This is a genomic window from Corynebacterium sp. ES2794-CONJ1, from assembly GCF_025660615.1.
In the GTDB taxonomy this organism is placed as follows: domain Bacteria; phylum Actinomycetota; class Actinomycetes; order Mycobacteriales; family Mycobacteriaceae; genus Corynebacterium.
The window spans coordinates 1-24,249 of the sequence record NZ_JAOTIM010000006.1; the positions used below are offsets into that span (position 1 = coordinate 1).

The window sequence follows — 24,249 nt, forward strand, 5'->3', positions numbered from 1 at the left end:
CAACCCCAAGGTTGCTGACACCGACGGCGACGGCGTTAACGACGGCGACGAGATCAACACCATGGTTGACGAGAACGGCAAGACCGTACCTAATCCCGCCCAAACCGACGAGAAGACCGACCCGAACGTTGCGGGCACTGGCATGGGCCCTGACAATTCCGGCTCGTCCAAGGCAATGACACCTGGTGCCATTGCAGGGATAGTCGCTGGAGTGCTCAGTGCCATCCTCCTACTCCTCAATATCCCGGCCATCACGGCATTCCTCCAGGGAATCTTCCACGTCCCTGCTCCTGCGCCACAGCCGGAGAAGCCTATGAAGCCAGGTTTGAAGAAGGGAATCGCGAAGGGTAAGGGATTTGTAAAATAAGTCCTGCCTAGCGGGTTGCTGTTCAAACAGCTTCACCTGAAATCAAGACCTCCACCTCAGTAATACTGAGGTGGAGGTCTTTTTTCGTTTGCCACCAAAGTTCCTTGGATTCAAGGGTAAGTCCGCCTAATTCGCACTGTCTTCAGCAAGATAAGCTAAGAGTTATAGCAATAGAAAATTTTACGCTCCTCCTCTGCGGTGAAGACTATTCGGTTTTATTCGAATCTCAACCATAATAAAATTAACTCAAGTGTTCATGGCTCATTCTCCGCGATAGGCAGTTCTATAGGTTGAATTTTCCCTTTCCCATCCCCCGCCCGTAGCCGTCTGATCGGAATGCAAGATGGCTAATCAATGAGCCGGCGCCTAATTCGCAGGCTAAATTTGGCGACCACCAATACGTGCATAGTGTCGCATCCCGACCCCATCATATGTAGCACACCCGAGGTATTAGCTCCTCGGTCAGCTACCGGCGTGATCAGACACCTAGATTCGAGCTCTTTTAAGGGGTAGTAGAAATCCTGCGTGATACGGATCTGACTGGTGTTTAGAATCAAAGACACGGGTAGTCAGTTAGCCTGATCCGTCGTAGTTTATCTCCTCGAACCCAGACTTTTGAAACTTTTTAACTCGCATTACCTTAGTTCCAATCGCCTGACCAAGATCACAGCCGGAAAGATACTACTAACTGCCATCTTCTCCCAGAATTTTGCAAACCATCAATCGCAACCACAGCTTGCATCTTTACCGAAGTTGCAAACACGTTGGACCCACGTGCAAACGTCGTGCTTTGTCCAAAAAAATCATCGAGGCATAATTTTCTGCTGGCGTCTAGAATCGACATAAATGAATACCGCACACCAAATCGAGGTTGAAGAGAAATTCTCAATCGACAACAACACCACCCTCCCAGACCTCGCAGCCATCACGCGGCTGGCCGGCCCATCACAGCAGATACAGCACGACCTCTCAGCCCTTTATTATGACACCAGGGATCTTCGACTCAGTCGCGCGAGGATCACCCTGCGGTACCGCCACGGAGGCACTGATGAGGGATGGACTCTCAAACTTCCAGGTATGAAAGGTCGCACCGAAATCCATTCGGATGCCCCTCACGATCATGGGATTCCAGAGAAATTGACCTATGTAATCGAAGCCGTCACCCGTGGTCAGAGCCTCCAACCGGTGGCGCGAGTAAATAACACACGGGTGGAAACGACACTGCATGATGATACTGGTACGCCTCTGCTTGAAGTTTGTGATGACCGCGTAAAATCTGAGTGTTTTCTACCTGGCGGCGCCCCCCTGAGATGGCGAGAATGGGAGGTAGAACTAAGTCAAGAAGCCCTGCAGCGACCAGAGCCAATGAAGCTGCTCAGATCAGCCTCAGAAGCACTGATCGCTGCGGGAGCTCAGCCATCACCTAGCCCCTCGAAACTCAAAACTGCCCTCGGGCGCGGTTTTGATAGTGCACCTACTCCCCCACTACCAGTTGAGCTTGATCCTAAATCTCCCCTATATTCTCAGTGGTCTCAGTTGATACAGCACAGAGATGAGGTGCTCGCTCATGATCGTCGTATCCGCCTTGGTTATAAAGATGATCTTAGGCCCCTCGGTGCTGTCCTCCGTGTCCTACTCGCTCACCTCCAGGACCTCGAAGGTTATGTAGATCAAACACAAATAAAAAGCTTGAGTGCGCAACTAAGCATATTCGCTGATTTAACCGATCGGTCAGCGGATCTGCTGCAGGAGGGATCTACGAAGGCTTCGTCTTTCGCAGGGAGTACGGCTATCACTTCCGAGAACGCTAGTGACACTCCTTTCGAACGTGGTTTAGCGCATACCCCACTCGCTTCGTATCTCAGTAGCGAAGAATATTGGTCCATGCTCGATAACCTCGATGAACTATTGTCCCAACCTCCATATGAAGAGATCGCTTAAGCGCGGCGAAGGAGGAGTGGTCGTAGTCCGGGAAGAACCAAAGGAGGTTTACCCTTCTTCAGACGTGACAACCTGATGAGGGGACGGCTCGTCAGCTGAGTGATCGGCCCTCAGGGTCTTTGAATATCCTCTCATAGAAGTTCTACTAGCTTAATTGCCGCCAACCCTACTGGGTGAGCGGCGCTGTGGGGTCATGGTTACCCTCGAAAAAGCCCGCGCGCCCACTACACATGTCGACGCAGCCGTGTGTCCGTATCCAGGCGCTCTCTTATACGCCCGTGGGATTTCAGAACGCACCAAGATTCAGAAGGGTATCGTCTGAAGAACTCGCGCGAGTGGTGCGGAGCAGCAGTCGATTTTCCGGGCTAATTCCCATATGCCGGAGGAACTCCCCAATCATCGTCTTGATACTCGTCCTCATCGGCTCTCTCATTTCGCTCGGCCGCGATCTTAAGAGCCCGCTCGGCAGCATCTCTAGTGGGATACGGTCCCATTCTGTTGCTGAAGCTGGTGATCTTCCCGTTTTCCACTTCCCCCGAGGCAAGGTTGTAATACCACTGGTTCTCGGAACCCTTGGTGGGAGCTGAGTCTATAGGTCTACTGGAGCTAGGCTGAGTATTGGGGTTATCCATTGGTGTTTGATCCTTAATAGTGTCGCGGCTGTATGAGGTCGATAGGAGGCAGTCGAGATATATGGCGGATTCTCGATCTGCCTGTTTTACTTATAGGGATTACCATAATGAGGATATCGTTTTTACCCCAAGGAGCATGCCCCATGAGTACGTCGCCCGCTGCTACTGAGAATTCCGCATCCTCACGTGATCGTCTCAGCGATATGCACCGCGATTTTTACGGGGTCAATCCACGTGCAATAGCGAGCGCTCCCGCCACCTGGTCTTTGATTGGGGACAATATCGATCAATCAGGCGGCGTCGTACTCATGGGCTTAGCGCATAAACGAGCGAGCGTTGCTATTAGTCCACGCCCTGATGATGAAATCAACGTCCAGATTATGCAGCAGGACGCCCAGCCCAGCTCTGCTCATAGCGGTGGTTCTCAAACACCTGTAGGCTCCCATATACAACCCGATGAGGGCGGCCTCGCCCCACGGATGACCTCCATCGCGAACGCTTTAATCCAGCGCCAAATGCTGTCACGCGATACCCGCGGATTTGATATCACCGTTCTCAACGATATCCCTCAAGGCGCAGGTCTGGGTTCCAGGGCTGCAATAGATACCGCTTTTGCACTAGCGGTTGCTTTCCACAAGGAGGATCTGCATAACGCGCCAATCAGAGCTAAGCTGGCCGACATTCTCTACCATACGGCGGTAGCCTCAGGGGATTACTTCCCGCTCCGGGCGCGTTATACAGCCATGATCCGGGGACAGGCTGAAATGACTAATATCATCGACTATGGGGATTTCTCTGTCACTCAGGCAGCGCATCCCACCGAGCCCTCGACCCACACCCGCGCCATTGTGGTGATGGCACCAGAAGCACAGTGCGATGGTGCGGGCATTAAGCGCCGCGAGCTCTTTTTTGAACAGGCCACTAAGGCTTTCGCAGCGGAATCTCTACGTCTTCTCCCCGATGCCCAAACACGGGTTATGGATTGGCTCAGGGCAATCCACCGAGCCGGGGCGAAGGATCTGCTATCCCAGATCGACCCGATTCCCTCGTTATCAGAGGCTCGTAATTGGCTCCATTTTTATGCCACAGAACTGGAATTGGTGCAGCAGGCAACGGCTGCTTTGCGCTCGCGTCGCCTCCCCGAGATTTACCCTATCCTCACCTCTTCACAGCATGTGATGAGCGAAACTTTGAATATTCCACAAAGCGAGCGTTTACTCGCGGAATTACTATCGTCGCGCGGAGCTCTGGCTGCACGGGCGGCGCGAGCTGGGGTCTCCCCCGCTGTTATCGCGATTATTCCCGATCGGATCGTGGATCATATGGTGGCAGATCTTCGCGCCGATGGTTTATTCGTCTCGGTGATCGATGCCGGCCAACCAGCACGCCTTGAAAGATAAGAAAAGCGAAGGCGAATGAGTCGGCCGATAAGCCGGATTCTGTCCCGATATACTCGGGGGCGATCATCCATCTGGGCCCTCTATTGCTAGAGACCTCAAGCAGCTACCCCGCAGACTCGGAAGAAAGCTCCTGATTGCGCCTGCGGCAGGTACACCCTCCTATTACTAGGGATGATGCGCCCTCTTGCCTTGCTCCCGGTGGGGTTTACATAGCCATTTGTGTCACCACAGATGCTGGTGCGCTCTTACCGCACCCTTTCACCCTTACCGCCACGTCCATATATGCACGCAGCGGCGGTTTCCTTTCTGTTGCACTATCCCTCAGGTCACCCTGGGTTGCTGTTAGCAACCACCGTGCTTTCTTGGAGTCCGGACTTTCCTCGGCGCATCGTCTAATCTCACCCCATGAGGATGAGTAGATACGTTGCGCCGCGATCGCCTGGCCGGCTCATTCGCGATTCAAAATCTTACCCCATTGACTTAATTCTTTGAAAGATAAGACGTGTTATTGAATTCGCGCATACAGCGCGGCCCGTCCGAATAAAACTCCACAGTCGACAGCGATGCCAGATCTAGATATAAGTGATACACCATCGACGGAGCACCCCCAAGGACTGCCCTAATAATGGATTTAATAGGGGTGACATGGCTGACAATCACAACGGTATCACCAGCGTGCTCCGCTAGCACTTCATTAAGGCCGGCCATCACGCGCTCATAAGCTGTGCTAAGGGATTCTCCCCCGGGGGCTGCAATCTCTGGATTCCCCAGCCACGACTGGTGAAACTCAGGATCTTTATCGTGGGCTTCTGTAAAACTCAACCCATCAAAATCTCCAAAATCAAGCTCTACAAAGGCATCGACGGTGGTGACCTCTAGGCCGAGTTCCGCGGCTACCGCCTGGGCAGTCTCCTGGCAGCGTTTAAGGGGGGAGCTGATAATGGCGCTGATATCGTCTCGATTGCGGAGATACTGCGCAGCGGCGGCAGCCTGCTGGGCACCAGTCCCATCAAGGGGTGGATCGCTGCGACCCGAGTATCGCTTGTGCGCGGAATACTCAGTCTGCCCATGACGCAAAAGCAGGAGCCGTGTGGGCTGCGTGGTTGCGCCATTCCACCGAGGAGTTGCCCCTTGGAACTCTTTGTGATCGCTGCCATTAAGATGCTGATTCTCTTCAGCTGGCTGAGATATTGTGGGGGCTTGAGCTGCGGATGTTTCCGGTTTCACGGGCGAATTCGGGGGAAGATCCACGTCGAAGATCAGCTGAGAGCCCGCCTCAGGGATGACACTTGGTTTCCGGTCACGAGACTTAGAGCGAGCTGGCGCAGTCGGCTGCGAGTCTTTACCACGCTCGCCCTGAGTAGAACGAGCCGATGTTCCTGAGGATTTCAGGTGTGCGGTGTCTGTATCCGGCTGCTGTAAGGAGGACGGGCTAGGTTGCGGCGCAGCAGTATCACCTGTTGGTTTTCGGTCACCGCCAGATGCCAGAAAACCAACCGCAGCACCTTTGGCAAGGGCGTCCATGGCCTCATTTGCGAGGGCATCAGCGGCGGCATTGTCCTTGCGGGGCACCCATGTAAAAGTTACGCTCTTAAAAGACTTCATGACCCCGCGACACTTCAGGGCGAGCTCTTTCATATCGGGGTGCTTGATTTTCCAGCGCCCCGACATTTGCTCCACAATCAGTTTGGAATCGAGACGAAGATCTAAATCACTCGCCCCTAAGTCGCGAGCCGCTATGAGCCCATTGAGCAGGCCATAATACTCGGCAACATTATTAGTCGCTGTACCCACACAATAAGCAATGCGCTTTACAACGTTGTTATCTGCGTCGTAGATGACGGTGCCCGCGCCGGCCACGCCCGGGTTTCCTCGCGAGCCCCCGTCGGAATAGATCACCAGCTTCATCTAGGCCCCTTGGATATTGCGGATGAGATAGGAGCCACAATCGGGGCATTGGGGGAGCTCATCGGCCGGGGTACGGCGGATCTCCGAGAGATCGGCAGGGGGCAGGATGATAAAGCACCCACCGCAACTGCGACCATTGAATTGGGCGGCGCCTACTCCATTCTCGAGGCGCTGCGCCTCGTATTCTGCAATAACATCGGCGGGGAGAGCCTGTCTAATCTCAGTAATGCGCGAGGCTCGATCGATAAGAGTGGTATCCTCACCTAGATTCTCAAGAGCCTTCTCAGCGTCTTCCACGCGTTTATCGGCGGCGGCGAGATCAGCACGACGAAGATCGATATTGGAGCGCAGCGCGTGGATGTGGTTGTGTGCTTCCTGGAGTTCTCCGGTGAGATCAGAGATTCGCGCATTAGAGGAATACAAGTCTTTTTCCAAGTCTTTGCGCAACTCCCTATCGGTTGCGGCAGAGAGCTGCCGTGCGGAGTCCTCCTTGCGGCGGCGCATCTTGCGCTCTTCTTCTTGGATACGCAGGATTTCCAATTCCATATCGTCGACAGCGAGCTGTGCTGCAGCGAGAGAATCACGAGCACGGCTGCGAATTTTCTTCGCAGCGTCTACTTCGCTTTGTTCTGCCGAGACCGCTGGAGCGATCCCGGTATCGCTAATGCGCTCAGCCGTGGCAAGTTCGAGGAGTAAGGGTTGCAAGTGGGATTCTAGTTTCACGGTTCGGTTTTGTCCTTGTGCCTTTTGGTCTAACTATCGAGTTCTCTTCTCACCCTAGTTTCGCACCTCATCACGGTGTGCGGTATGTCCACCCAAGTGCGATGGCTCGCTGTTGACGATTATCGGGGGAAAATCCGCTCGTCATAAGCGCCAATACGATTAACAGCAGCGAATCACAATCGGAGATCGAGGTGGGCTGGAGTGTCTACAATTTTAAGGCTACTGCACATTGTTGAATCTGTAACTTCGTGCTGCGTATGCGCATGGGTTGCAGCCTTAAAATTCTGCTCCTCGCTTTATCACTGCACAGACAATTATGAGGCTATGACCAGCTTGCTACCCGGTAAGACAGTACAGGATTACCGTCGCTAACCGGTTGGGTGGGGGCCAAGGTTATTGGAGCCACAGTGTCCCTGCTTCGATTTCTGCCGCCGCGTTTTTCTTTTCTCATGCGCTATGATGCGCCCACCCACAGTACGTGGAAATCTAAAGACCTTAAGAGATCTCGTAGGAAAGGAAAACTGGTGGGTCCTTAGGTATGCACAAATAAAAAGCTGCTCCTCCACTCTGAACATTCGAGAGCAGATTTCAGGGGATGAACTTGCGCCAGAACTTGAACAGTCTGCTATCCCGCGAAGATGAAGCGGTGCGAAGATTGAGGCTGGTAAAGGGATGGAGCGCATTTTCTACTATCTCTCCAGCCTCCACGTCCCAGGAGTAAAAAAGGGGGCCTTGGTAAGCCCCCCCCTTTTTTCGCTTACGCGGCATCAAGCACCGCCAGTTCTCCACCGTAAGGTGCACATCCTGCACACCCGGTCTTGGGCTCCTTGGCCGTGAGTGCCTCCGCTGGTGGGTGCCTCTGATTGTGGGCCCTAGTGTTCCGGGTGTGCCGAGAGCGTCCACGGATCGGTCCGACAGTTTAAAACCTCTATATCAAGCTCGGGGTGGGCCTGGCGGAGGATCTCTTGTGCTTGTAGGGTCCAGGGGTATTCGCTAGCCCAGTGGGCGGTATCAATAATCAGCGGACCACCGGCGCGCAGGTGCTCATCCACAGGGTGATGGCGCAGATCGCTCGTGAGATAAACATCTACGCCGAGTTGTCGCACCTTCTCTAAGAAACTATCGCCCGAGCCGGAGCTCACAGCGATCGTTTGCACCATGCGCTCTGGGTCACCTGCGGCTCTAATCCCCCACACCGTCTCAGGCAGTGCATTAGCAACCTGTTGCACGAAATCAGCAAAGCGCATGGGCTCTGGGAGCTCGCCGATTCTCCCCAGACCCGGCGCGCTATCGAGCTGCGTGGTGGGGGCTAGTGGGGTGATATCAAAGGCTGGCTCTTCATACGGGTGCGCGCTGCGGAGAGTGTCCATAAGGCGTGCGCGCAATCCTCGCGCGGCGACGAACTCAATGCGGACCTCCTTGAGGGTTTCTTTTTCTCCGGCGGTCCCGATCGTGGGGTTGGCATATGTGCCAGCCCGGAATTCTCCTTGCCCCTCCCATTGGAAGGCGCACTCGGTATAGCCACCAATTGCTCCGGCGCCTATGGCAAAAAGTGCTTCTTTTAAGTTTGTGGCATGCTCTGGGGGAATATGGACACCCCATTTATCGAGGGAGTCGAGCTGCGGTGCAATGGGGCGCCCTGGGGTGATTCCCACCAGCTCGGCTAATTTGTCATTGACTCCGGGGCGAGCGCTATCGGCATTGGTATGGGCTGAGAAAAGAGCGCAGCCCGAGCGGATCAGTGCATGCACGATACGCCCTTTGGGAGTATGAGCGGCCACGGAGGTGACCCCGCGCATGAGGAGGGGGTGGTGGGTGATAATCAGGTCGGCGCCGCGCGCGATGGCTTGATCGACAACGTCATCGGTGCAGTCGAGGGCGAGGCATATAGTTTTCACTTCTGCTTCAAGGTCACCACATACCAGCCCGACGGCGTCCCAGCTTTCGGCAAGATGGGGCGGGTAGGCCTGATCGAGGGTGCGGATTATATCTTTAAGGTGCATCATATTCGCCTATATCTTTGGGGAGAAAACTATCTGTTTTTTGTCGAGCTGTTCCCACTCTAAGTGCCAATACTAAGAGCTAACAATCATATCGTCACCGCGGTCGGCTGTTATGCGAACCAACTGTGACCACGGGGCGCGCTTGAGGGGTTCGTATCTAGCAAGACCTCTTCGCGGAAGGCAGCTATCAGCTTTTCAACCTCGGAACTATCTCTGAGCGCTAACCGCCAATATCCTTGGTCAAGACCAGGGAAGCTCTCGCACCCTCTGATCGCGATTCCTCTTAAGCGAAGCCTTTTTCGTAGCTGCTCATTCCCCCCACGAACCAGCAGGAAGGGGGCGGAAGAGTTACTAGCTATGGTCAGACCCGCTGCTTCTAGCTGTGGAATCATTGCCGTGCGCTTGGCGCTCATCTCTGCACGAGCTAGCTCTAGATGACCCTGAGGTATCCCTATTTCAAAGACAGCGCGCGCCGCAGCGATCGCTAGGGAGCTCACCGGCCAATGGGCGCGCCGACGGCATAATTCCCGCAAGGTAGCGGGGTCAGCTATGAGGTAACCGACTCGCAGACCAGCGAGCCCCCAGGTTTTCGTTAGCGAGCGCGCCACGATCACTCGCCCTGGACCTGCTGCTGCTATAGCACCGACCATAGAGTATTCTTCGCTCACACAATCGAGGAAGGCTTCATCAACGACGAGCGTTCGGCCTGGCTTCCGCAGCGTGGCCAGCTGCGCCGGAGTAAGAACCTGGCCTGTTGGGTTCGTGGGGTTGCCAATAATCACCATATCGATGTGATCGGGAATCTCAGGCAGCTGATCAAAGGGGGGATCCACGATGAGCTGCTCTGGAGTGTAGCCAGCGTCGATAAGCATGAGCTCGGGTTCGCAGAAGCCAGGGTGGATCACCGCTGGGTGCGCTGGTTTGAGGTGAGGTAGCATCGCGAAACCCTCGGAGGCGCCGCTTATTAACAGAATATGATCGGGTGGGACCTGATGATAATCAGCGATCAGTTCTTCCACTTTCGCTACCTCTGGGGCCGCTGGGTACCGGTGGATCTCCCCGAGCGCATCGATGAGTGCAGTGCGTAGCCATGGTGGTGGTGGCCCTGTGACATTGACCGCGAAATCGAGGTGGGCCCCGAGGGCGTCGGTATCGCCGTGGGTTCGAGAAAGCATGGCTACCACTTTAATAGCAGGAGAAAAATCTGTGGCACTATAGAGCGTATGGCCCTGCTGATCTTCGACGTCGACGGAACACTCATCGACTCCGCACCTGGGATTATCCACAGCGTGCGACGTGCCCTTAATGATCTGGGGGTTCCAGACCCTGATGAGCAGTGGTTTCAGGATCTCCTCGGACCACAGATTAACGTCAGTTTTGCCCGTATCGGTTTAGGCGATGAGGCCGTAGGGCGGTTTCGGGGTTATTATCTCGACTCCGGCATCCAACACGCGTCGGTATACCCTGGCATCATCGACGTGCTCGAGGTTGCGCTAAATAAGGGGCATGTGCTGGTCACGGCGACTAATAAACCTCAGGCCACGGCTGAAAAATTTCTGCAGATTCATGGCCTCGCCGATTATTTTGCAGCGATTATTGGCTCCACCCCAGAGCGTGATTCCAAAGAAAAGGTCATTGCCCAGGCTCTTGCTAAATCGCGACCGGAAGAGACCACGCTTATGATTGGCGATCGGGACCACGATATTCTTGGCGCTCAGCTCAATGGGATTCCCGCTGCGGCCGCGACGTGGGGCTATGGGAGCGCTCACGAGTGGGAGCAGGCCCGCTATAAGTTAACCAGACCTGCTGATTTGAAAGGATTACTATGAGTTATCACATCACTGTGCTGTGCACGGGGAATATCTGCCGCTCCCCCATGGGCGACGTGATCTTAAACGATGCGATAACCACAGCGAACTTAAAAGATCTCGTTCGCGTGGACTCCTGCGGCACCGGCGGCTGGCATATCGGCCAAGGCGCCGATAAACGTGCAGTCGCCGAACTGAACAAGGCTGGATATGACGGCTCGCAGCATCGCGCCCAACAGTTTGGCGAGGACTTCGAGAACGCCGATCTCATCATAGCGATGGATCAATCCCATGTGGATTTCCTCAAAAACTACGGAGTGAATCCCTCTCGAGTACGCCTCCTGCGCAGCTTTGATCCCGATGCGGATTCCCTCGAGGTGGAGGACCCCTATTATGGTTATCCTTCGGATTTTGAGGTGGCCCGGGTGCAGATTGAACGGGCTGTTCCAGGTATCTTGAATTTCTTGCGTCACGAACTTGATCTCGACGAGTAGATCATGATGCGTTCTCGTCCCACCACCACTGGCATTAAAGCATTTCTTAGCCCCGGCTGGGTTATCACCACTCTCCTGGTCGTGGCATTTTCCTATGCGGCTTTTACCATTTTGTCCCCATGGCAGTTAAACAAAGACGCCATGATCGTCTCCCGCAATGCCCATATTGAACAAGCCTTCAAAGAGGCTCCGCAGCCTTATGAAGAAATCTTCGATGCCTCGGGGGCAATTACCAATGATCAAGAATGGATGCGGGTCAGTCTGACCGGGCATTATCTCCCCGATCAGGCGGTAACCCTACGGCTGCGGCCCGTAGGTGGCACCCCTGCGTACCACTCACTGACCCCTTTTCAGCTCGACTCCGGTCCAACAATCCTCATCAATCGAGGTTTTATCCCATCAAAGGCCGGATCAACCACAGTCATCCCGCCGGCACCCACCGGAGAAACCACGATTATTGCTCATGCTCGCACCAATGAATCTGTGCCCTCGACTCAGCCTATGACCTCGACTCAACCTATCCAGGTCTACGGCATTAATACTGCACAGATCGCTGAGCTTATTGGGGCTGATCTGGGGCGAGATTACGCGCAATTAGCTGAAGATCAGCCCGGTGGATTACAAACCATCCCCATCCCTAAGCTGGATCGAGGTAATCATCTCTCCTACGGTTTCCAGTGGATCGCCTTTGGGGTGATGGCCCCATTGGGTCTGGGGTATTTCATTCTCACGGAATCAAAAGAGCGTAGGCGGGCACGCGAGGAAGAAGAGCAGATGGCCCAATTGGCAAGCGATCATCCCAGTGGCCCCGACCCGCTACGTACAGATATACCGGCTGAAGACACCATAGAGAAGAACCAAGAGTCAAGCCTAGAGGACGCAATTGATAGAAAGATGCGCTCTCGCTACGGTGACCAGAAGCGCAACTACTACCAGCGCGATTACTGACAATCCCAGCAGTACGAGGGGGGTATCGCCGATTTAAGGGGTTGAGCGCTTCTTATGTGCTCGCCATATGAGCGGGAGCGCGATGGCGAAATACGTACCCCATTGGGTAAAGCGGGAGAGTTTAATGGCCCTCTTAATTGCTGGCACATCTGGGGGTTGGCCGAAACCTAGAATGGGTCGCATTTCCACCCCATGGTGGTAGTGCGTTGGACCTCCGAGTTGTATTCCTAGCGCGGCGGCAGCGGTGGCTTCCACGGGCCCTGCATTAGGGCTGGGATGATGGGGGGCCTGGGTACGTAGCGCTCGTATCCCCTCGGGCAATCGACCCGTCCTAAGCGCATAGATGAGGTGGAAGAAGGTTGTCACCCGGGCCGGAATATATGCGGCTATATCATCGAGCTGTGCCGCTGCCCACCCAAATTCTTGATAGCGGGGGTTTTTATACCCCACCATGGCGTCGAGAGTATTAATAGTGCGATGAAAAACCACTCCCGCTGGGCCACAGAGTGCCCAGCACAGCGGGGCTATCGCAGAATCAGAGGTATTTTCTGCCAATGATTCCGTGGTAGCACGGGCCATCTCGGCGCGGTTGAGTAGCTCAGGGTCGCGCGAACATAACCAAGGGATATAGGAGCGGGCGTGCTCGTCATCCCCAGCTTCGAGCGCGGATGCCATTCTATCCCCAATTCTCTCTAAGGTGGTGCCACCGAGTGAGGAAAAAAGGCTAAGTCCTAGGAGAAGATCGCGTCCGCGTGGGGGCAGCATTCTACTGATAGCTAGAGTTGAAACTACTGGAGGGATAACGGTGAGTGCCACATAGGCGGCCCCAGCTGTGCGGGTGGGTTGATAAATTCTCTTTTCAACCCATATTGCATACCGGCCAAAGATAGCTACCGGGTGGTACGCATTAGGGGGGTCACCGCATAAACGATCAGCAGCCATGCCTAAGGTGATACCTAGAAACATGGCTGCTGATCTTTTCTCTTGGTGCGCCCTGACGGGCTCGAACCGCCGACCTGCTGGGTGTAAACCAGCTGCTCTCCCAGCTGAGCTAAAGGCGCTTATACTCGCTGTGTACGTCTTGCGTACTGCAACGAGTAGATACTCTAACAGTAAATCTTTAGGTTATACAAAACAGCAGCTTATACACGTTAACACAGATCTTTTTAACGAGCGCTGCTACCGCTTTAACTGTGCTTGACTCCACCTGGCACCAGGCAGGACCCTTGCCATTGGCTAAGGCGCTCCGCCTTAGTTTGTACGAGCCCGGCAAGCTGTGCTGCTTCGGAGATGATTCCCGGCTCGAGAGCGCCTAGTTGCCCAGTTCCTGGGGTTAAAAGCCAAATACAGCCTCCCTCATCGAGGACTCGTATGGTGTCGACGAGGGTATCGACAAGGTCGCCGTCTTCGCTGCGCCACCACAAAAGGACGGCATCGCAGGGTTCAATCGAGTCTTCGTCGATAAGCTCGGAGCCAATGACGTCTTCGACTGCTTCACTGATGGTTGTGTCGCAGTCTTCGTCCCAACCTATTTCTTGGACTACCATCCCGGGTTTGAAGCCGAGACGCTCGGTGCCGGTGGTAGGAGTATTCTGATTCAAATCTTCAGCGTTCATCAGAAGACCAGAATACAAGCATTCCTGCTTTTCTACACCTTCAATCCTCGGCCGCTTCCTCACCTTTACCCCCATGTGGTGAGGGGCACGACATAAATGCTTTTCCTAGTTATCCACCACAGGGCCATAAAGGTGCATCAAGGCGAAAGGGGCGGCACTACCTAAAATGGTGGCAAGGCACGTAAAGTAAAAAGTTAACGTAGTCTGTCTATAGACTATGAGGGGAGTTGCACCCACTCTTTCGGGGTCTTTTCCTCCCCCTGAAGCTGCGCGCTCTCACGTTCGCTGTGAGTTTGGGCAATCTGATAACTACATATTTTTTACTAACCCCAATTACCCCCCCTTGGAGGTGTGGAATGGCTGAACCAGTAAACGGTAAGCACACAGAAGACACCAATTTCGCCATGATCCGTGACGGCGTGGCCAGTTACTTAAACGACGTTGATCCTGAAGAGACTCGCGAATGGATGGAATCACTCGACGGCATGCTCGCCGATTCCAGTCCGGAGCGTGCTCGTTTTATCATGCTACGACTACTCGAGCGCGCCTCGGCGAAGCGCGTCCCGCTGCCGCCGATGACCTCGACCGATTATGTCAATACCATTCCTACCACCATGGAGCCGGAATTTCCCGGCGATGAGAGTATTGAAAAGCGCTACCGGCGGTGGATGCGATGGAATGCCGCAGTGATGGTTCACCGCGCGCAGCGCCCTGGTATCGGTGTTGGTGGCCATATCTCCACCTATGCTGGTGCCGCTCCCCTCTACGAGGTTGGCTTTAACCATTTCTTTAGGGGTAAAGATCACCCAGGTGGCGGCGATCATATCTTCTTCCAGGGACATGCATCTCCTGGTATCTATGCCCGCGCCTACCTCGAAGGTCGCCTATCCGAGGATGATCTTGATGGATTCCGCCAAGAAGTATCCCGCCCGCAGGGTGGTATACCTTCCTATCCACACCCGCACGGAATGACCGATTTCTGGGAATTCCCCACGGTGTCTATGGGTTTGGGCCCTATGGATGCGATCTATCAGGCTCGCTTCAACCGTTACCTGCACAACCGCGGTATTAAAGATACCTCGCAGCAGCATGTCTGGGCCTTCCTTGGTGATGGCGAAATGGACGAGCCCGAGTCGCGTGGCCTCATTCAGCTAGCCGCTTTGAATAATCTCGATAACTTGACCTTTGTTATTAACTGCAACCTGCAGCGTCTCGATGGTCCTGTGCGTGGTAATACCAAGATCATTCAAGAGCTCGAGTCATTCTTCCGCGGCGCTGGCTGGTCGGTTATTAAGGTTATTTGGGGTCGTGAGTGGGATAAACTTTTCGACGCCGACAAGGAAGGCGCCCTGGTGGAATTGATGAATACCACCCCCGATGGCGATTTCCAGACCTATAAGGCCAATGACGGCGCCTATGTGCGCGAGCACTTCTTTAATAGGGATGAGCGTACCGCCAAGCTAGTCGAGGATTGGACTGATGATGAGATCTGGCGCCTGCCTCGTGGTGGACACGATTACCGTAAGGTTTATGCCGCGTATAAGCGCGCGATGGAAGTCAAGGATCGCCCCACGGTTATTCTCGCGCATACCATCAAGGGCTACGGCTTAGGCCATAACTTCGAGGGCCGCAATGCGACCCACCAGATGAAGAAGATTACTCTCGAGGATCTCAAAGTCTTCCGCAATAAGATGGAAATCCCCATTAGCGATGAGGTTTTGGAAAAGGATCCTTATCTGCCTCCGTATTATCACCCGGGTCCAGATTCCGAAGAGATCAAATATATGATCGAGCGCCGTAAGGAACTCGGCGGATATCTCCCCGAGCGCCGCGTGGACTATACCCCCATCCAGGTGCCGCCTATTGAGAAGATGCGCAGCCTCCGCAAGGGTTCCGGGAAGCAGCAAGTTGCTACCACCATGGCGGTCGTCCGTGCCTTCAAGGAACTCATGCGCGATAAGGATCTCGGCCGGCGCGTGGTGCCTATAATCCCCGATGAGGCTCGTACCTTCGGTATGGACTCCTGGTTCCCCACCATGGGTATTTATAATCCTCATGGCCAAAACTACGTGCCCGTTGATCACGATTTGATGCTCTCCTATAAGGAGAGCAAGGATGGTCAGATCATGCACGAGGGTATTAATGAGGCGGGATCGGCTGCCGCCTTTATGGCTGCTGGTACCTCCTATGCCACCCACGGCGAGGCCATGATCCCGCTGTATATCTTCTACTCGATGTTCGGCTTCCAGCGCACCGGCGATTCCTTCTGGGCTGCCGGCGACCAAATGGCTCGAGGCTTTATTTTAGGCGCCACCGCTGGGCGCACCACGCTCACGGGTGAAGGCTTGCAGCATATGGATGGCCATTCCCAGATTCTGGCCTCTACCAACCCGGCAGTAGTGTCCTACGATCCCGCCTTTGCCTACGAGGTTGCCCACCTGCTCCACGAAGGTATTGACCGTATGTACGGTCCAGGCCGCGGTGAGAATGTCATGTACTATCTCACCATCTACAATGAGCCCATCACGCAGCCAGCGGAGCCCGAGGATCTTGATATCGAGGGTCTCCACAAGGGCATATACCTGTGGAAGAAGGCCGAGGAGACACAGTCGCACGAGGTTTCTCTCCTTGCTTCTGGTATCGGGATGCAGCAGGCCATCAGGGCCCAGGAGATTTTGGCTAATGATTATGATGTAGCCGCCAATATCTTCTCTGTCACCTCGTGGGTCGAGCTTGCTCGCGAGGGTCACGCTAAGTCGAGGGAGCAGTTACGCCACCCCGAAAAGACCATCGAGGAAGCATTTGCGACACGCCAGTTGAAGAAGGCTCGAGGCCCGTATATTGCAGTCTCGGATTTCGCCACCGATTTGCAGGAGCAAATTCGTGCTTTCGTCCCCGGTGATTACACCACCTTAGGTGCCGATGGTTTCGGCTTCTCCGATACTCGCGAAGCAGCCCGTCGCTTCTTCAATATCGATGCTGAATCTGTTGTGGTTGCTGCTCTCAGTGCTCTCGCGCGCGACGGTCAACTTGATATCTCCGTTGCCGCCGAGGCCGCTCAGCGATTCCACATCACGGATCCAACAAAGGCCTAGGTCCTAGATAAAAATTAGAGGGCTTCTTTTTCCTAACCGGAAAGAGAAGCCCTCTTTTTCTAGCGGTTACGACTGTGATGATTATCCTCTATCACTTGTGCAATGAGGTCGGCGATCTCGGCGTTGACGATCCCGGGATTCTCCATGGGTAGCATATGTCCCACATCAGGCACCACCACCAGGCGGCCCTTGGTTAATTGGGACAACATGAAGCTTGACTGCGATTCGGGGGTGAAATCGTCCTTATCGCCCACCATGATACGGGTGGGGATATCCCGTATATATTTCAACGCCTCCGACTCGTCATGTGTTTCTAAATCGTCGAGGAAGCCCACCAGGGTCTCAATTGGAGTCCCATCGATCATCTTAATGTGGTGCTTGCGTGTCTCCTCCGTGGAGCGCGTCACGATAGCTAAATTGCTCAACAGCGGCACGAGGGTTGTTTGCAATACCTCGCGCACATAGTCAGTCTCCTCCGCTGCGGCTCGCGCTATCGAGCGAATATCGTCCACGATAGGAAGTTGGAGCACCTGTGACAGCCCCGAATGAGCAAATGGCCTCGCTGAGGTGGAAATGAGGGCAATTCCTGCGCAACGAGAACGCAGCTGCGGGTAGCGGCGCAAGAGGTTCAGAATCACCATGCCACCCATCGAGTGGCCCACCAGAATAATTGGCCCCGTAATCTCAGCATCGTCAATAACTAGCATAACGTCATCGGCAGCTCCATCGATGGAGCATTCACTGACAGGGATGACCTCTGATTTGCCGTGCCCCCGCAGATCCATAGCCACACAGGAAACCTGATGAGCTAGCGATGCGATCTGTAAGTGCCATGAGGTGGCGGTCAGGGTATACCCGTGGACGAATACGACCGTCACGGGTGCGTCGTTTGAGGGTTCCCCTTCGCAGTAATAGCGGACGCCGTCGGCGTTGAAGCCAGTACTGAACTGGGGTGGTCGATACTCCTGCTCCCGGGTATTCTGTGCGATTCGCCATCTCTGATAGCGCTTCTTTAACTGACTCAGGAGCATAAATATTACACTACCGCATGAGGCGCGTAGCCTTAGATGTGATAGTTAAAAAATAACAAGAGCGCGGTATGAGATAGTTGACATTTCCCTCTTTCTCAGCGCGCGTTGGAAGGATCCCCCAATCATGTCATCACTCCACGATCAACTGCAGGCTCTGATTACTCCCGATGAACCTGAGGAAATGTCCGAGGACTATCCCCAGCTTCGGGCTTTACTATCCCGCCTCAGTGGAATTGATGCCGAGAGCATCCTCCCGGAGGCAACACTTAAGGAAGGGCTTGGTTTAAGCTCGCTGGATCTTATAGAAATCGCCATTAGGATTGAAGATCAGTGGGGCTTAAAGGCAAGCTTTGAACGCTACGCGAAGGTTGAGACAGTCGCCGATCTGCGCGCCTTAGTTGACGGGCGTGAGGGAGACGAGGAATCCGAACTCGGCGGCGAGTGATTTCATCATGGACTCTAGTTCCGCGAACTCTTTCGCTTCAGCGTTAAGTACTTGACGGCAGTCTACTGCACCCCTTTTACGCGACTTTCGCCATGTTGTGCATTGCGCTACGTCTAAATAGTCTGTTCCCGGCAATGCTGCGACAGGTTCAGACTGTAATGCCGAGGCCATTGCTTCTTCGACTCGCATGCGACAGCGAGTCGGCATCCCCCAGATTTTTAAGACTGCAAAATTCAAGGTGGTGGGCATGGTGGTGTCCTTTCGTTTAACAAGTTCTGTCTTCCCCAACAAACTTGTGAATAAACAAAAGGAATCACCCTATGATTCAACGCAGAATGAAGCCACAAATCAACTCTCAAGGCGAGCTTTAACCCCCAGCTCACCACCTATGTATTAAAGCTAAAGTTAAGCTTTAAAGATCTCTTCGTTGGCCACAGCCCACAGATCTTTAGCCCACGGACCAAAGGGGCGATCAGTCAGCACCACCGCACCTTTGCCGCTACGGGGGTGCACCCACATAAAAGTGCCCGACTGCCCAAAGTGGCCCACTATATCGGCAGGCATGGACCGACCCAACCAGTGCGGCGATTTTTCTCCATGGATCTCGAATCCTAAGCCCCAGGGGCAGGGTTTGTGCATGCCATAGCCTGGCACAATCCCATCTAGCTGTGGATACTGGACGGTCCACGCCTGTTTTAGGGTTTCAGAGGCAAGTAGCTGAGGGTGAGTGAGCTCTTGCATGAACGCTAGGAGATCTCGCACACAACTTCGCGCCTCGTGCCCTGCCGATCCCCATAAAGAAGTAGCAGTCATTCCTAAGGGCTGGAATATCGCTTCATCGAGGTAGGTGGCAAAGCTCATCTCTGCTTCTGCTTGCACTTTCTGCGCTAGCATCTCAAACCCGTAGGAGGAGTAGATGCGCCGCGTCAGTGGTGGCTTTGCGCTGTCAGAGGCGCTAAAACCGACTCCCGAGGCGTGGCTGAGCAGGTGTCTCGCGGTGATGTTGTTGGGGAAGATCTCCTCGTCCAGCTCGAAAATGCCTTCTTCATAGGCGATGAGGAAGCCGTAGGTTGCAAGAAGTTTCGTCACACTTGCGAGCTCAAAAATATGCTGCGGATCGCCGTATAGCTGAGGTGGCTGCGCAGGATCGCTCATGATTGCTGCGGACACGGTATCGACAGGCCACTGGCTGAAATCGGAAGACATAATTCTTAACTTAGCGCGCTTGCTTGGTGTTTTTAAACTCCCCCTCGAAGGTGGGATTAGAACCGCGCCCTTTATTCCACCCCTTGCGCTCCGCGCGCTTGATAAGAGCTCTCAGCTGGGCTGCCGTCATATTCACAGGTGCCCACTCGGAGCTTCTAAAGAGGACCCATCCGCGCCAGTAGGCAATAATCGCAAGACCCGCCCCAATTAGTGGCGCAATAATCATCCCGATAACGTCATGGCCTGCAGCATGACTAAAGGCCATGGCTGCGGCACTCGCAGAAGCAGGTACTGCATAGAGTGTGCCTCCGCCGAAAATTGTGGGCACTTGCCCGGTGACAACATCTCGGATCATTCCGCCGCCCACGGCGGTTATGACGCCCATGAATACCGCAGAAACAAGCGGCATATCGAAGGTCACTGCCTTCACGCACCCGGTGACAGCCCAGACACCTAGGATAATGGCATCGGCATGTACCTTGAAGAGCTCCCACGCACGACCTTTGAGTGCGGTGACGAGGGCAATCACCGCGCCGAGTAGGGCAAGGAGGAGGTAGGTGGGATCAGCGATGGCCGCAGCGGTACCGCGCTGCATGAGCACATCACGGATCATACCACCACCGAGTGCCGAAAATAGGGCTAGGAAGACAAAACCTACGAAGTCAAAATTCCGCTGCCGCGCAATCGTGCCCCCAATGATTCCATTGAGGACAACCCCTATGAGGTCAAAAATTTGGTAGAGATTCCAAATCAAGGGGTCGACGTCAGCCACTTCGCACCGAGCTTTCTTTTTGTACAACGACGATCTAATGGCACAGCAATCACTAACTGTACAAAAATTTTTGGCGATATCCTAAGAGTGGTTCATCCTCCACCGTGGGAAAATCTAGCAGTCCATTCGTTGGGGTCTACTGACATAAATGCGAGCCAGCAGTCAGGAGCTGAATTTATATTTTTCTCACCTGATCATGCTTTAGCATGTGAGGCGTGCGATCTAAGGGTAGGGTGCAATTCTCCGCTTTAATTTTCTCGGTTGTTAGATGAGGCACACCTCCCAGGTTTTTAACTTGTGGACATGAACCCCGCGATCTACTCGAGGAGGTCGCGCCGGATATAGCCCTGAGCAGCGTGAATGTGAGCTCGTTACGGTCTGAGCACACTACAGCACAGAGATCCTGCACTGGCTGCTGCTAGGGCCTCCACTAGTGCTCGCTCCTCGCGTGTAGATCGTAGGGAGATAGCACTCCCCTGCAGGCAGGCGTGTGGACTGCATGCATCTGGGCGCGGCTCACCAAATAAATTCGCACCAGCTAAGGTCCAGAAGGGAGCATGTGCGAAGCAAGGCAAAACGCATACGAAAAAACCCAGACTGTTGATTATCAGCCTGGGTTGTTATGCTCCCCCAACTGGACTCGAACCAGTAACCCTTCGATTAACAGTCGAATGCTCTGCCAATTGAGCTATGGGGGAATATGCTTTGAGAAGCTTTGTACTTAAAGCGCCTCCGTGGCAACGATTGAAACTATACACAGGACCGCAAAGTGGCACAAATTAGCAGCTCATCGCCAATAATTTTACTCGCGATCTGAGATGAGTTTTGCCAATTATTCTTCTGAGTACTTAGCTGGTATTTTATTTTTTGGGGCTATAGCTCAGTCGGTTAGAGCCGCGGACTCATAATCCGTTGGTCCCGGGTTCGAGCCCCGGTGGCCCCACAAAAGATCCCTGCACCTGTATGGTGCAGGGATCTTTTTCTTAGCTGCACATCAAGGGTATTTTCGGTAGAGTTGGAAGTCAGATTTCAACCGAGCAAAGGGAGTTTTATCCAGATGTTTCAATTCGTCGTCGGGGCCGCTGCTGGCTATATTTTTGGCACCAAGGCCGGTAGACGCCGGTACGAACAAATGAAGCGGGGTTACCGGGCGACGATGAACTCCCCCGTCACCAAATACGCGCTCGGAAAAACTCGTTCCGCTCTTGCCAATAAGCTTGACCCTCAGCCTCGTTTGCGCGAAGTCAAAGGCGTGAAGAAGAGTAAGAACGACCCCGAAATCTTTGAAGTAGACCACGATTAATGACTAGAAAGACATTTAAGGACACGATTATGGCACGTTCCCTGCGCTTCTCCGCAGTCGCCCTCTCATCCCTCACCATTGCAGGACTCGGCCTTGCGGCATGTACCCCTCCTTCTCATATTGATTCCGACAAGAAAGTCGATACCGCGGTAGACGGTCAGGTGGCCGTTAAGAGCACCGAGGGTATGGAGGATAAGGAAGCCGCCGAGATGACCACGAGTGTGGAAAAAGCCGCACCCAGGGAAGAAAACGTCACGGTAGCTCTCTCCGCAACCGAACTCACTGAGGGAGAGCTCGTCGATGTAGAGATCACTGGGCTGGCCGCGGAAGCTGGTTATTATACGGCTATTTGCAAGACTCCCACCCCCGATGGTGCTGCACCACTATGTACAGGCACCTTGACTGACCCCAATACCGCTGCGTGGCTGAAAGGCGACGATAGCGGCACCGTGAAGATCTCCGACGACGGCACCGCTACCTTTACCTTGACTGCTACCGCTGTTGGTGAGGGTGTCGATTGTTCCACTGATGCTTGCTTATTGCAGGTTTTCGGTGATCACACTGAGGGCTTCCGCCCTGTTGCTGCCATCCCTGTTGCGTTTAAGGCCTAGAAATCTCAAGAATAAAAAAGCCCACTTCGGTGGGCTTTTTCTTTAGGAGAATATCCGCTCGATGAGTTCTCGACGGGCCTGCTCAAGAGCCACCAAATCGGCGAAGAGATCACGGTAGGAATCACCGTCCTCGTCGGGGCGCATTCTTTGCAGCTGGCTTTTCAAAATGGCAATCTGATTACCTACTCGCTTCTCCTGCAGGCGTGAGAGGGCCTTCGTAGCATAGGCATCAAGATCTGATGGATCATCAAAATCAGTGTGGAATTCTTCCACTACGAGTTCCGAAAGCACGGAGCGTCCAATAAGGTCAGGAATTTTTTCTGCCACCTGGGCGATGAAATCTTCAGCAGCGTGCTCACAACCCCCGACCTTAGCAATGGCCCGGGCGATCACCTTATAGGTCTCGTGCCCAAAGCTCTCCTCACTCAATCCGTCGAAAAAGCTCCCCGCGGTCTGAGGAAATTGCAGCGCCAGTTTCAACACTTCCCGCTCCGGCCATAGCTGACTATCTTTAGGATCGGGGTGGCTGAGCATCTGGGTGGCAGGAGCCTGGTCGGTGTTGGGAGAAAAGCGCTGGGCACGCCTAGGCGGTTGGGATTGTTGAGGGGATTTCGCTGCCGCTCGTACCTGGTTGAGAACCTCTCTTTCGTTGGGCCAGCCCACCCATCCGGCGAGTTGCCGTGCGTACTCGTCTCGCAGCGCCCGGTCATGTATACCAGCGACGATAGGGACGGTGCGCCGCAGGGCTTGGAGGCGCCCTTCGGCGGAATCAAGGGGGTAGTCACTGATGAGGTTGCGAATGATAAATTCAAACATTGGTTGGCGCTGCGCCACCAGATCCCGCAGAGCTGCATCGCCTTTTTCCAGCCGCAAATCGCACGGGTCCATCCCGTCGGGAGCGACGGAGACATAGGACTGTCCGGTGAATTTTTGATCCCCATCGAAGGCACGCACCGCGGCTTTTTTCCCGGCTTCATCGCCGTCGAAGGTATAGATTAATTCACCGCGGAAATAGCTATCGTCAAGCATGAGCCGCCGAATCATCTGGAGGTGATCCGGGCCGAAAGCGGTACCGCAGGACGCTACAGCCGTGTCGACGCCGGCCGCGTGCATAGCCATGACATCGGTATAGCCTTCGACGACCACGCACTGATGCTTGTGGGCGATACTTTTTTTGGCTTTATCTAAACCAAAGAGCACCTTGGACTTCTTATACAAGATGGTCTCAGGGGTATTCATATATTTTCCCAAAGTGTCGTCATCGAACAGCTTGCGGGCGCCGAAGCCGATAACATCACTGGAGGTGGATTTAATGGGCCATATTAGCCGCCGCCTGAAACGATCCACGGGGCCGCGTTTGCCCATGGTAGAAATTCCGGCCGCCTCCAACTCTTTGAAACTAAAGGATTTCAGCAGGTGCTTGGTCGTGGTATCCCACCCTTCAGGTGCGTAGCCGCATTCGAAGGTATAGATAAGATCCTTGCTAAAGCCTCGGTCAAGCAGGAAACGGCGCGCCGTCTCTGCCTCGGGAGTTTCAAGTTGTTCCCGGTAGAAGCGGTGAGCGGCCCGATTGGCTTCAATCAGACGTTTGCGGGTGCCGGGCTCAACGGCCGGCGCACCTGTGGTTCCGCCTTGGTAATTGATGCGGTAATGGATGTGCTCGGCCACTGCTTCCACTGCCTCAGGAAAGGACATATGTTCCATTTCCATGAGGAAGGTAAAAACATCTCCGCCTTTTCCTGTGGAAAAGCAGTGGAAATAGCCGTGTTGCGGGCGCACATGAAAAGACGGAGTCTTTTCATCCTTAAAGGGGCTTAAGCCCTTGAGGCTATCGGCTCCGGCGGGTTTGAGCTGGACGTACTCGCCGACGATCTCCTCGATCGCTGCCTGTTCGCGTATGGCCTGAATATCAGATTCCGGAATTCGTCCTTTGCCCATAGTGTATG

Annotated in this window: 22 protein-coding genes, 3 tRNA genes and 1 other RNA gene; 11 read left to right on the forward strand and 15 right to left on the reverse strand. The window is 54.2% G+C overall.

The features are described 5' to 3' along the window. Positions 1 to 367, forward strand: a 367-nt coding sequence (locus N7326_RS07985) for a hypothetical protein (protein WP_263088418.1), incomplete at its 5' end; no start/stop codon positions are given. 846 nt (positions 368 to 1,213) lie between these two features. Beyond that, positions 1,214 to 2,308 carry a CYTH domain-containing protein gene (locus N7326_RS07990; protein ID WP_263088419.1) on the forward strand — a complete coding sequence of 365 codons (1,095 nt, stop codon included), beginning with the start codon at positions 1,214 to 1,216 and terminating at the stop codon, positions 2,306 to 2,308. A gap of 365 nt (positions 2,309 to 2,673) precedes the next feature. Here the strand turns inward: N7326_RS07990 and N7326_RS07995 are convergent, their stop codons facing one another. Then, positions 2,674 to 2,940, reverse strand: a complete 267-nt coding sequence (locus N7326_RS07995; protein ID WP_317630511.1) for a hypothetical protein — start codon at positions 2,938 to 2,940, stop codon at positions 2,674 to 2,676. A 143-nt stretch (positions 2,941 to 3,083) separates the two neighbouring features. Between N7326_RS07995 and N7326_RS08000 the strand changes: the two genes are divergently transcribed. Beyond that, positions 3,084 to 4,340 (forward strand): galactokinase family protein, encoded by a 1,257-nt coding sequence (locus N7326_RS08000; RefSeq protein WP_263088420.1) that lies wholly within the window; start codon positions 3,084 to 3,086, stop codon positions 4,338 to 4,340. Between the two features lie 12 nt (positions 4,341 to 4,352). Here N7326_RS08000 and rnpB read toward each other — a convergent pair. From rnpB to cobC, 5 genes are all read right to left on the reverse strand, one after another. Then, positions 4,353 to 4,791, reverse strand: an RNA gene (gene rnpB, locus N7326_RS08005) — RNase P RNA component class A. Between the two features lie 29 nt (positions 4,792 to 4,820). Continuing rightward, positions 4,821 to 6,248: a histidine phosphatase family protein gene (locus N7326_RS08010; protein ID WP_263088422.1), complete on the reverse strand. Its 1,428-nt coding sequence runs from the start codon at positions 6,246 to 6,248 to the stop codon at positions 4,821 to 4,823. Beyond that, positions 6,249 to 6,971 carry a zinc ribbon domain-containing protein gene (locus tag N7326_RS08015; protein ID WP_259080009.1) on the reverse strand — a complete coding sequence of 241 codons (723 nt, stop codon included), beginning with the start codon at positions 6,969 to 6,971 and terminating at the stop codon, positions 6,249 to 6,251. It abuts the gene before it with no gap. An 872-nt stretch (positions 6,972 to 7,843) separates the two neighbouring features. Next, entirely contained in the window at positions 7,844 to 8,977 is a 1,134-nt protein-coding gene (locus N7326_RS08020; RefSeq protein WP_263088423.1) for a Nif3-like dinuclear metal center hexameric protein, read from the reverse strand. A 107-nt stretch (positions 8,978 to 9,084) separates the two neighbouring features. Then, complete coding sequence (gene cobC / locus N7326_RS08025) at positions 9,085 to 10,149, reverse strand: Rv2231c family pyridoxal phosphate-dependent protein CobC (RefSeq protein ID WP_263088425.1); 1,065 nt, start codon at positions 10,147 to 10,149, stop codon at positions 9,085 to 9,087. A 48-nt stretch (positions 10,150 to 10,197) separates the two neighbouring features. Here cobC and N7326_RS08030 point away from each other — a divergent pair, with 48 nt between their 5' ends. Genes N7326_RS08030 through N7326_RS08040 form a run of 3 tightly spaced genes read left to right on the forward strand, consistent with a single transcriptional unit; the run spans position 10,198 to position 12,224 of the window. Then, on the forward strand, positions 10,198 to 10,803 hold the full coding sequence (locus tag N7326_RS08030; protein WP_263088427.1) for an HAD-IA family hydrolase: 606 nt from the start codon (positions 10,198 to 10,200) through the stop codon (positions 10,801 to 10,803). Beyond that, positions 10,800 to 11,276 carry a low molecular weight protein-tyrosine-phosphatase gene (locus tag N7326_RS08035; protein WP_259158699.1) on the forward strand — a complete coding sequence of 159 codons (477 nt, stop codon included), beginning with the start codon at positions 10,800 to 10,802 and terminating at the stop codon, positions 11,274 to 11,276. The genes N7326_RS08030 and N7326_RS08035 overlap by 4 nt, the downstream gene beginning before the upstream one ends. A 3-nt stretch (positions 11,277 to 11,279) precedes the next feature. Then, the gene (locus N7326_RS08040; protein WP_263088428.1) at positions 11,280 to 12,224 is read left to right on the forward strand and encodes an SURF1 family cytochrome oxidase biogenesis protein; all 945 of its coding nucleotides are present in this window, start codon (positions 11,280 to 11,282) and stop codon (positions 12,222 to 12,224) included. A 33-nt stretch (positions 12,225 to 12,257) separates the two neighbouring features. Here N7326_RS08040 and cbiB read toward each other — a convergent pair whose 3' ends face one another. From cbiB to N7326_RS08055, 3 genes are all read right to left on the reverse strand, one after another. Next, positions 12,258 to 13,190, reverse strand: a complete 933-nt coding sequence (cbiB, locus tag N7326_RS08045) for an adenosylcobinamide-phosphate synthase CbiB (protein WP_259079998.1) — start codon at positions 13,188 to 13,190, stop codon at positions 12,258 to 12,260. A 19-nt stretch (positions 13,191 to 13,209) separates the two neighbouring features. Further along, positions 13,210 to 13,285: transfer RNA gene (locus N7326_RS08050), tRNA-Val, on the reverse strand. 126 nt (positions 13,286 to 13,411) lie between these two features. Beyond that, entirely contained in the window at positions 13,412 to 13,840 is a 429-nt protein-coding gene (locus N7326_RS08055) for a DUF3052 domain-containing protein (protein WP_259079989.1), read from the reverse strand. A 356-nt stretch (positions 13,841 to 14,196) separates the two neighbouring features. On the opposite strand from N7326_RS08055, the gene aceE reads away from it, so the two are divergent. Next, positions 14,197 to 16,935 (forward strand): pyruvate dehydrogenase (acetyl-transferring), homodimeric type, encoded by a 2,739-nt coding sequence (gene aceE / locus N7326_RS08060; RefSeq protein WP_263088437.1) that lies wholly within the window; start codon positions 14,197 to 14,199, stop codon positions 16,933 to 16,935. Positions 16,936 to 16,994: 59 nt separating this feature from the next. Here the strand turns inward: aceE and N7326_RS08065 are convergent, their stop codons facing one another. Next, complete coding sequence (locus N7326_RS08065) at positions 16,995 to 17,966, reverse strand: alpha/beta fold hydrolase (protein ID WP_259079976.1); 972 nt, start codon at positions 17,964 to 17,966, stop codon at positions 16,995 to 16,997. A 124-nt stretch (positions 17,967 to 18,090) separates the two neighbouring features. On the opposite strand from N7326_RS08065, the gene N7326_RS08070 reads away from it, so the two are divergent. Continuing rightward, complete coding sequence (locus N7326_RS08070; RefSeq protein WP_259289598.1) at positions 18,091 to 18,411, forward strand: acyl carrier protein; 321 nt, start codon at positions 18,091 to 18,093, stop codon at positions 18,409 to 18,411. Here N7326_RS08070 and N7326_RS08075 read toward each other — a convergent pair. The 4 genes from N7326_RS08075 to N7326_RS08090 all read right to left on the reverse strand — a co-directional run bounded on the left by N7326_RS08075 (position 18,361) and on the right by N7326_RS08090 (position 21,087). Then, complete coding sequence (locus N7326_RS08075; RefSeq protein WP_259079973.1) at positions 18,361 to 18,660, reverse strand: hypothetical protein; 300 nt, start codon at positions 18,658 to 18,660, stop codon at positions 18,361 to 18,363. The two genes, N7326_RS08070 and N7326_RS08075, sit on opposite strands and share 51 nt — an antisense overlap. Before the next feature lie 156 nt (positions 18,661 to 18,816). Continuing rightward, a complete protein-coding gene (locus tag N7326_RS08080; protein ID WP_396124964.1) occupies positions 18,817 to 19,617 on the reverse strand; it encodes a serine hydrolase domain-containing protein in 801 nt (266 codons plus the stop codon). Between the two features lie 10 nt (positions 19,618 to 19,627). Then, positions 19,628 to 20,389 carry a trimeric intracellular cation channel family protein gene (locus N7326_RS08085; protein ID WP_259079971.1) on the reverse strand — a complete coding sequence of 254 codons (762 nt, stop codon included), beginning with the start codon at positions 20,387 to 20,389 and terminating at the stop codon, positions 19,628 to 19,630. A 625-nt stretch (positions 20,390 to 21,014) separates the two neighbouring features. Further along, positions 21,015 to 21,087 (reverse strand) — tRNA-Asn (locus N7326_RS08090). A 171-nt stretch (positions 21,088 to 21,258) separates the two neighbouring features. Here N7326_RS08090 and N7326_RS08095 point away from each other — a divergent pair. From N7326_RS08095 to N7326_RS08105, 3 genes are all read left to right on the forward strand, one after another. Further along, positions 21,259 to 21,332, forward strand: a tRNA-Ile gene (locus N7326_RS08095). Between the two features lie 114 nt (positions 21,333 to 21,446). Continuing rightward, positions 21,447 to 21,692, forward strand: coding sequence for a hypothetical protein (locus N7326_RS08100; protein ID WP_259079970.1), 246 nt, complete (start codon positions 21,447 to 21,449; stop codon positions 21,690 to 21,692). Positions 21,693 to 21,721: 29 nt separating this feature from the next. After that, complete coding sequence (locus N7326_RS08105; RefSeq protein WP_263088445.1) at positions 21,722 to 22,303, forward strand: thiamine biosynthesis protein; 582 nt, start codon at positions 21,722 to 21,724, stop codon at positions 22,301 to 22,303. Between the two features lie 42 nt (positions 22,304 to 22,345). Here the strand turns inward: N7326_RS08105 and dnaG are convergent, their stop codons facing one another. Next, on the reverse strand, positions 22,346 to 24,241 hold the full coding sequence (dnaG, locus tag N7326_RS08110; protein ID WP_259079966.1) for a DNA primase: 1,896 nt from the start codon (positions 24,239 to 24,241) through the stop codon (positions 22,346 to 22,348). Positions 24,242 to 24,249 lie beyond the last annotated feature (8 nt).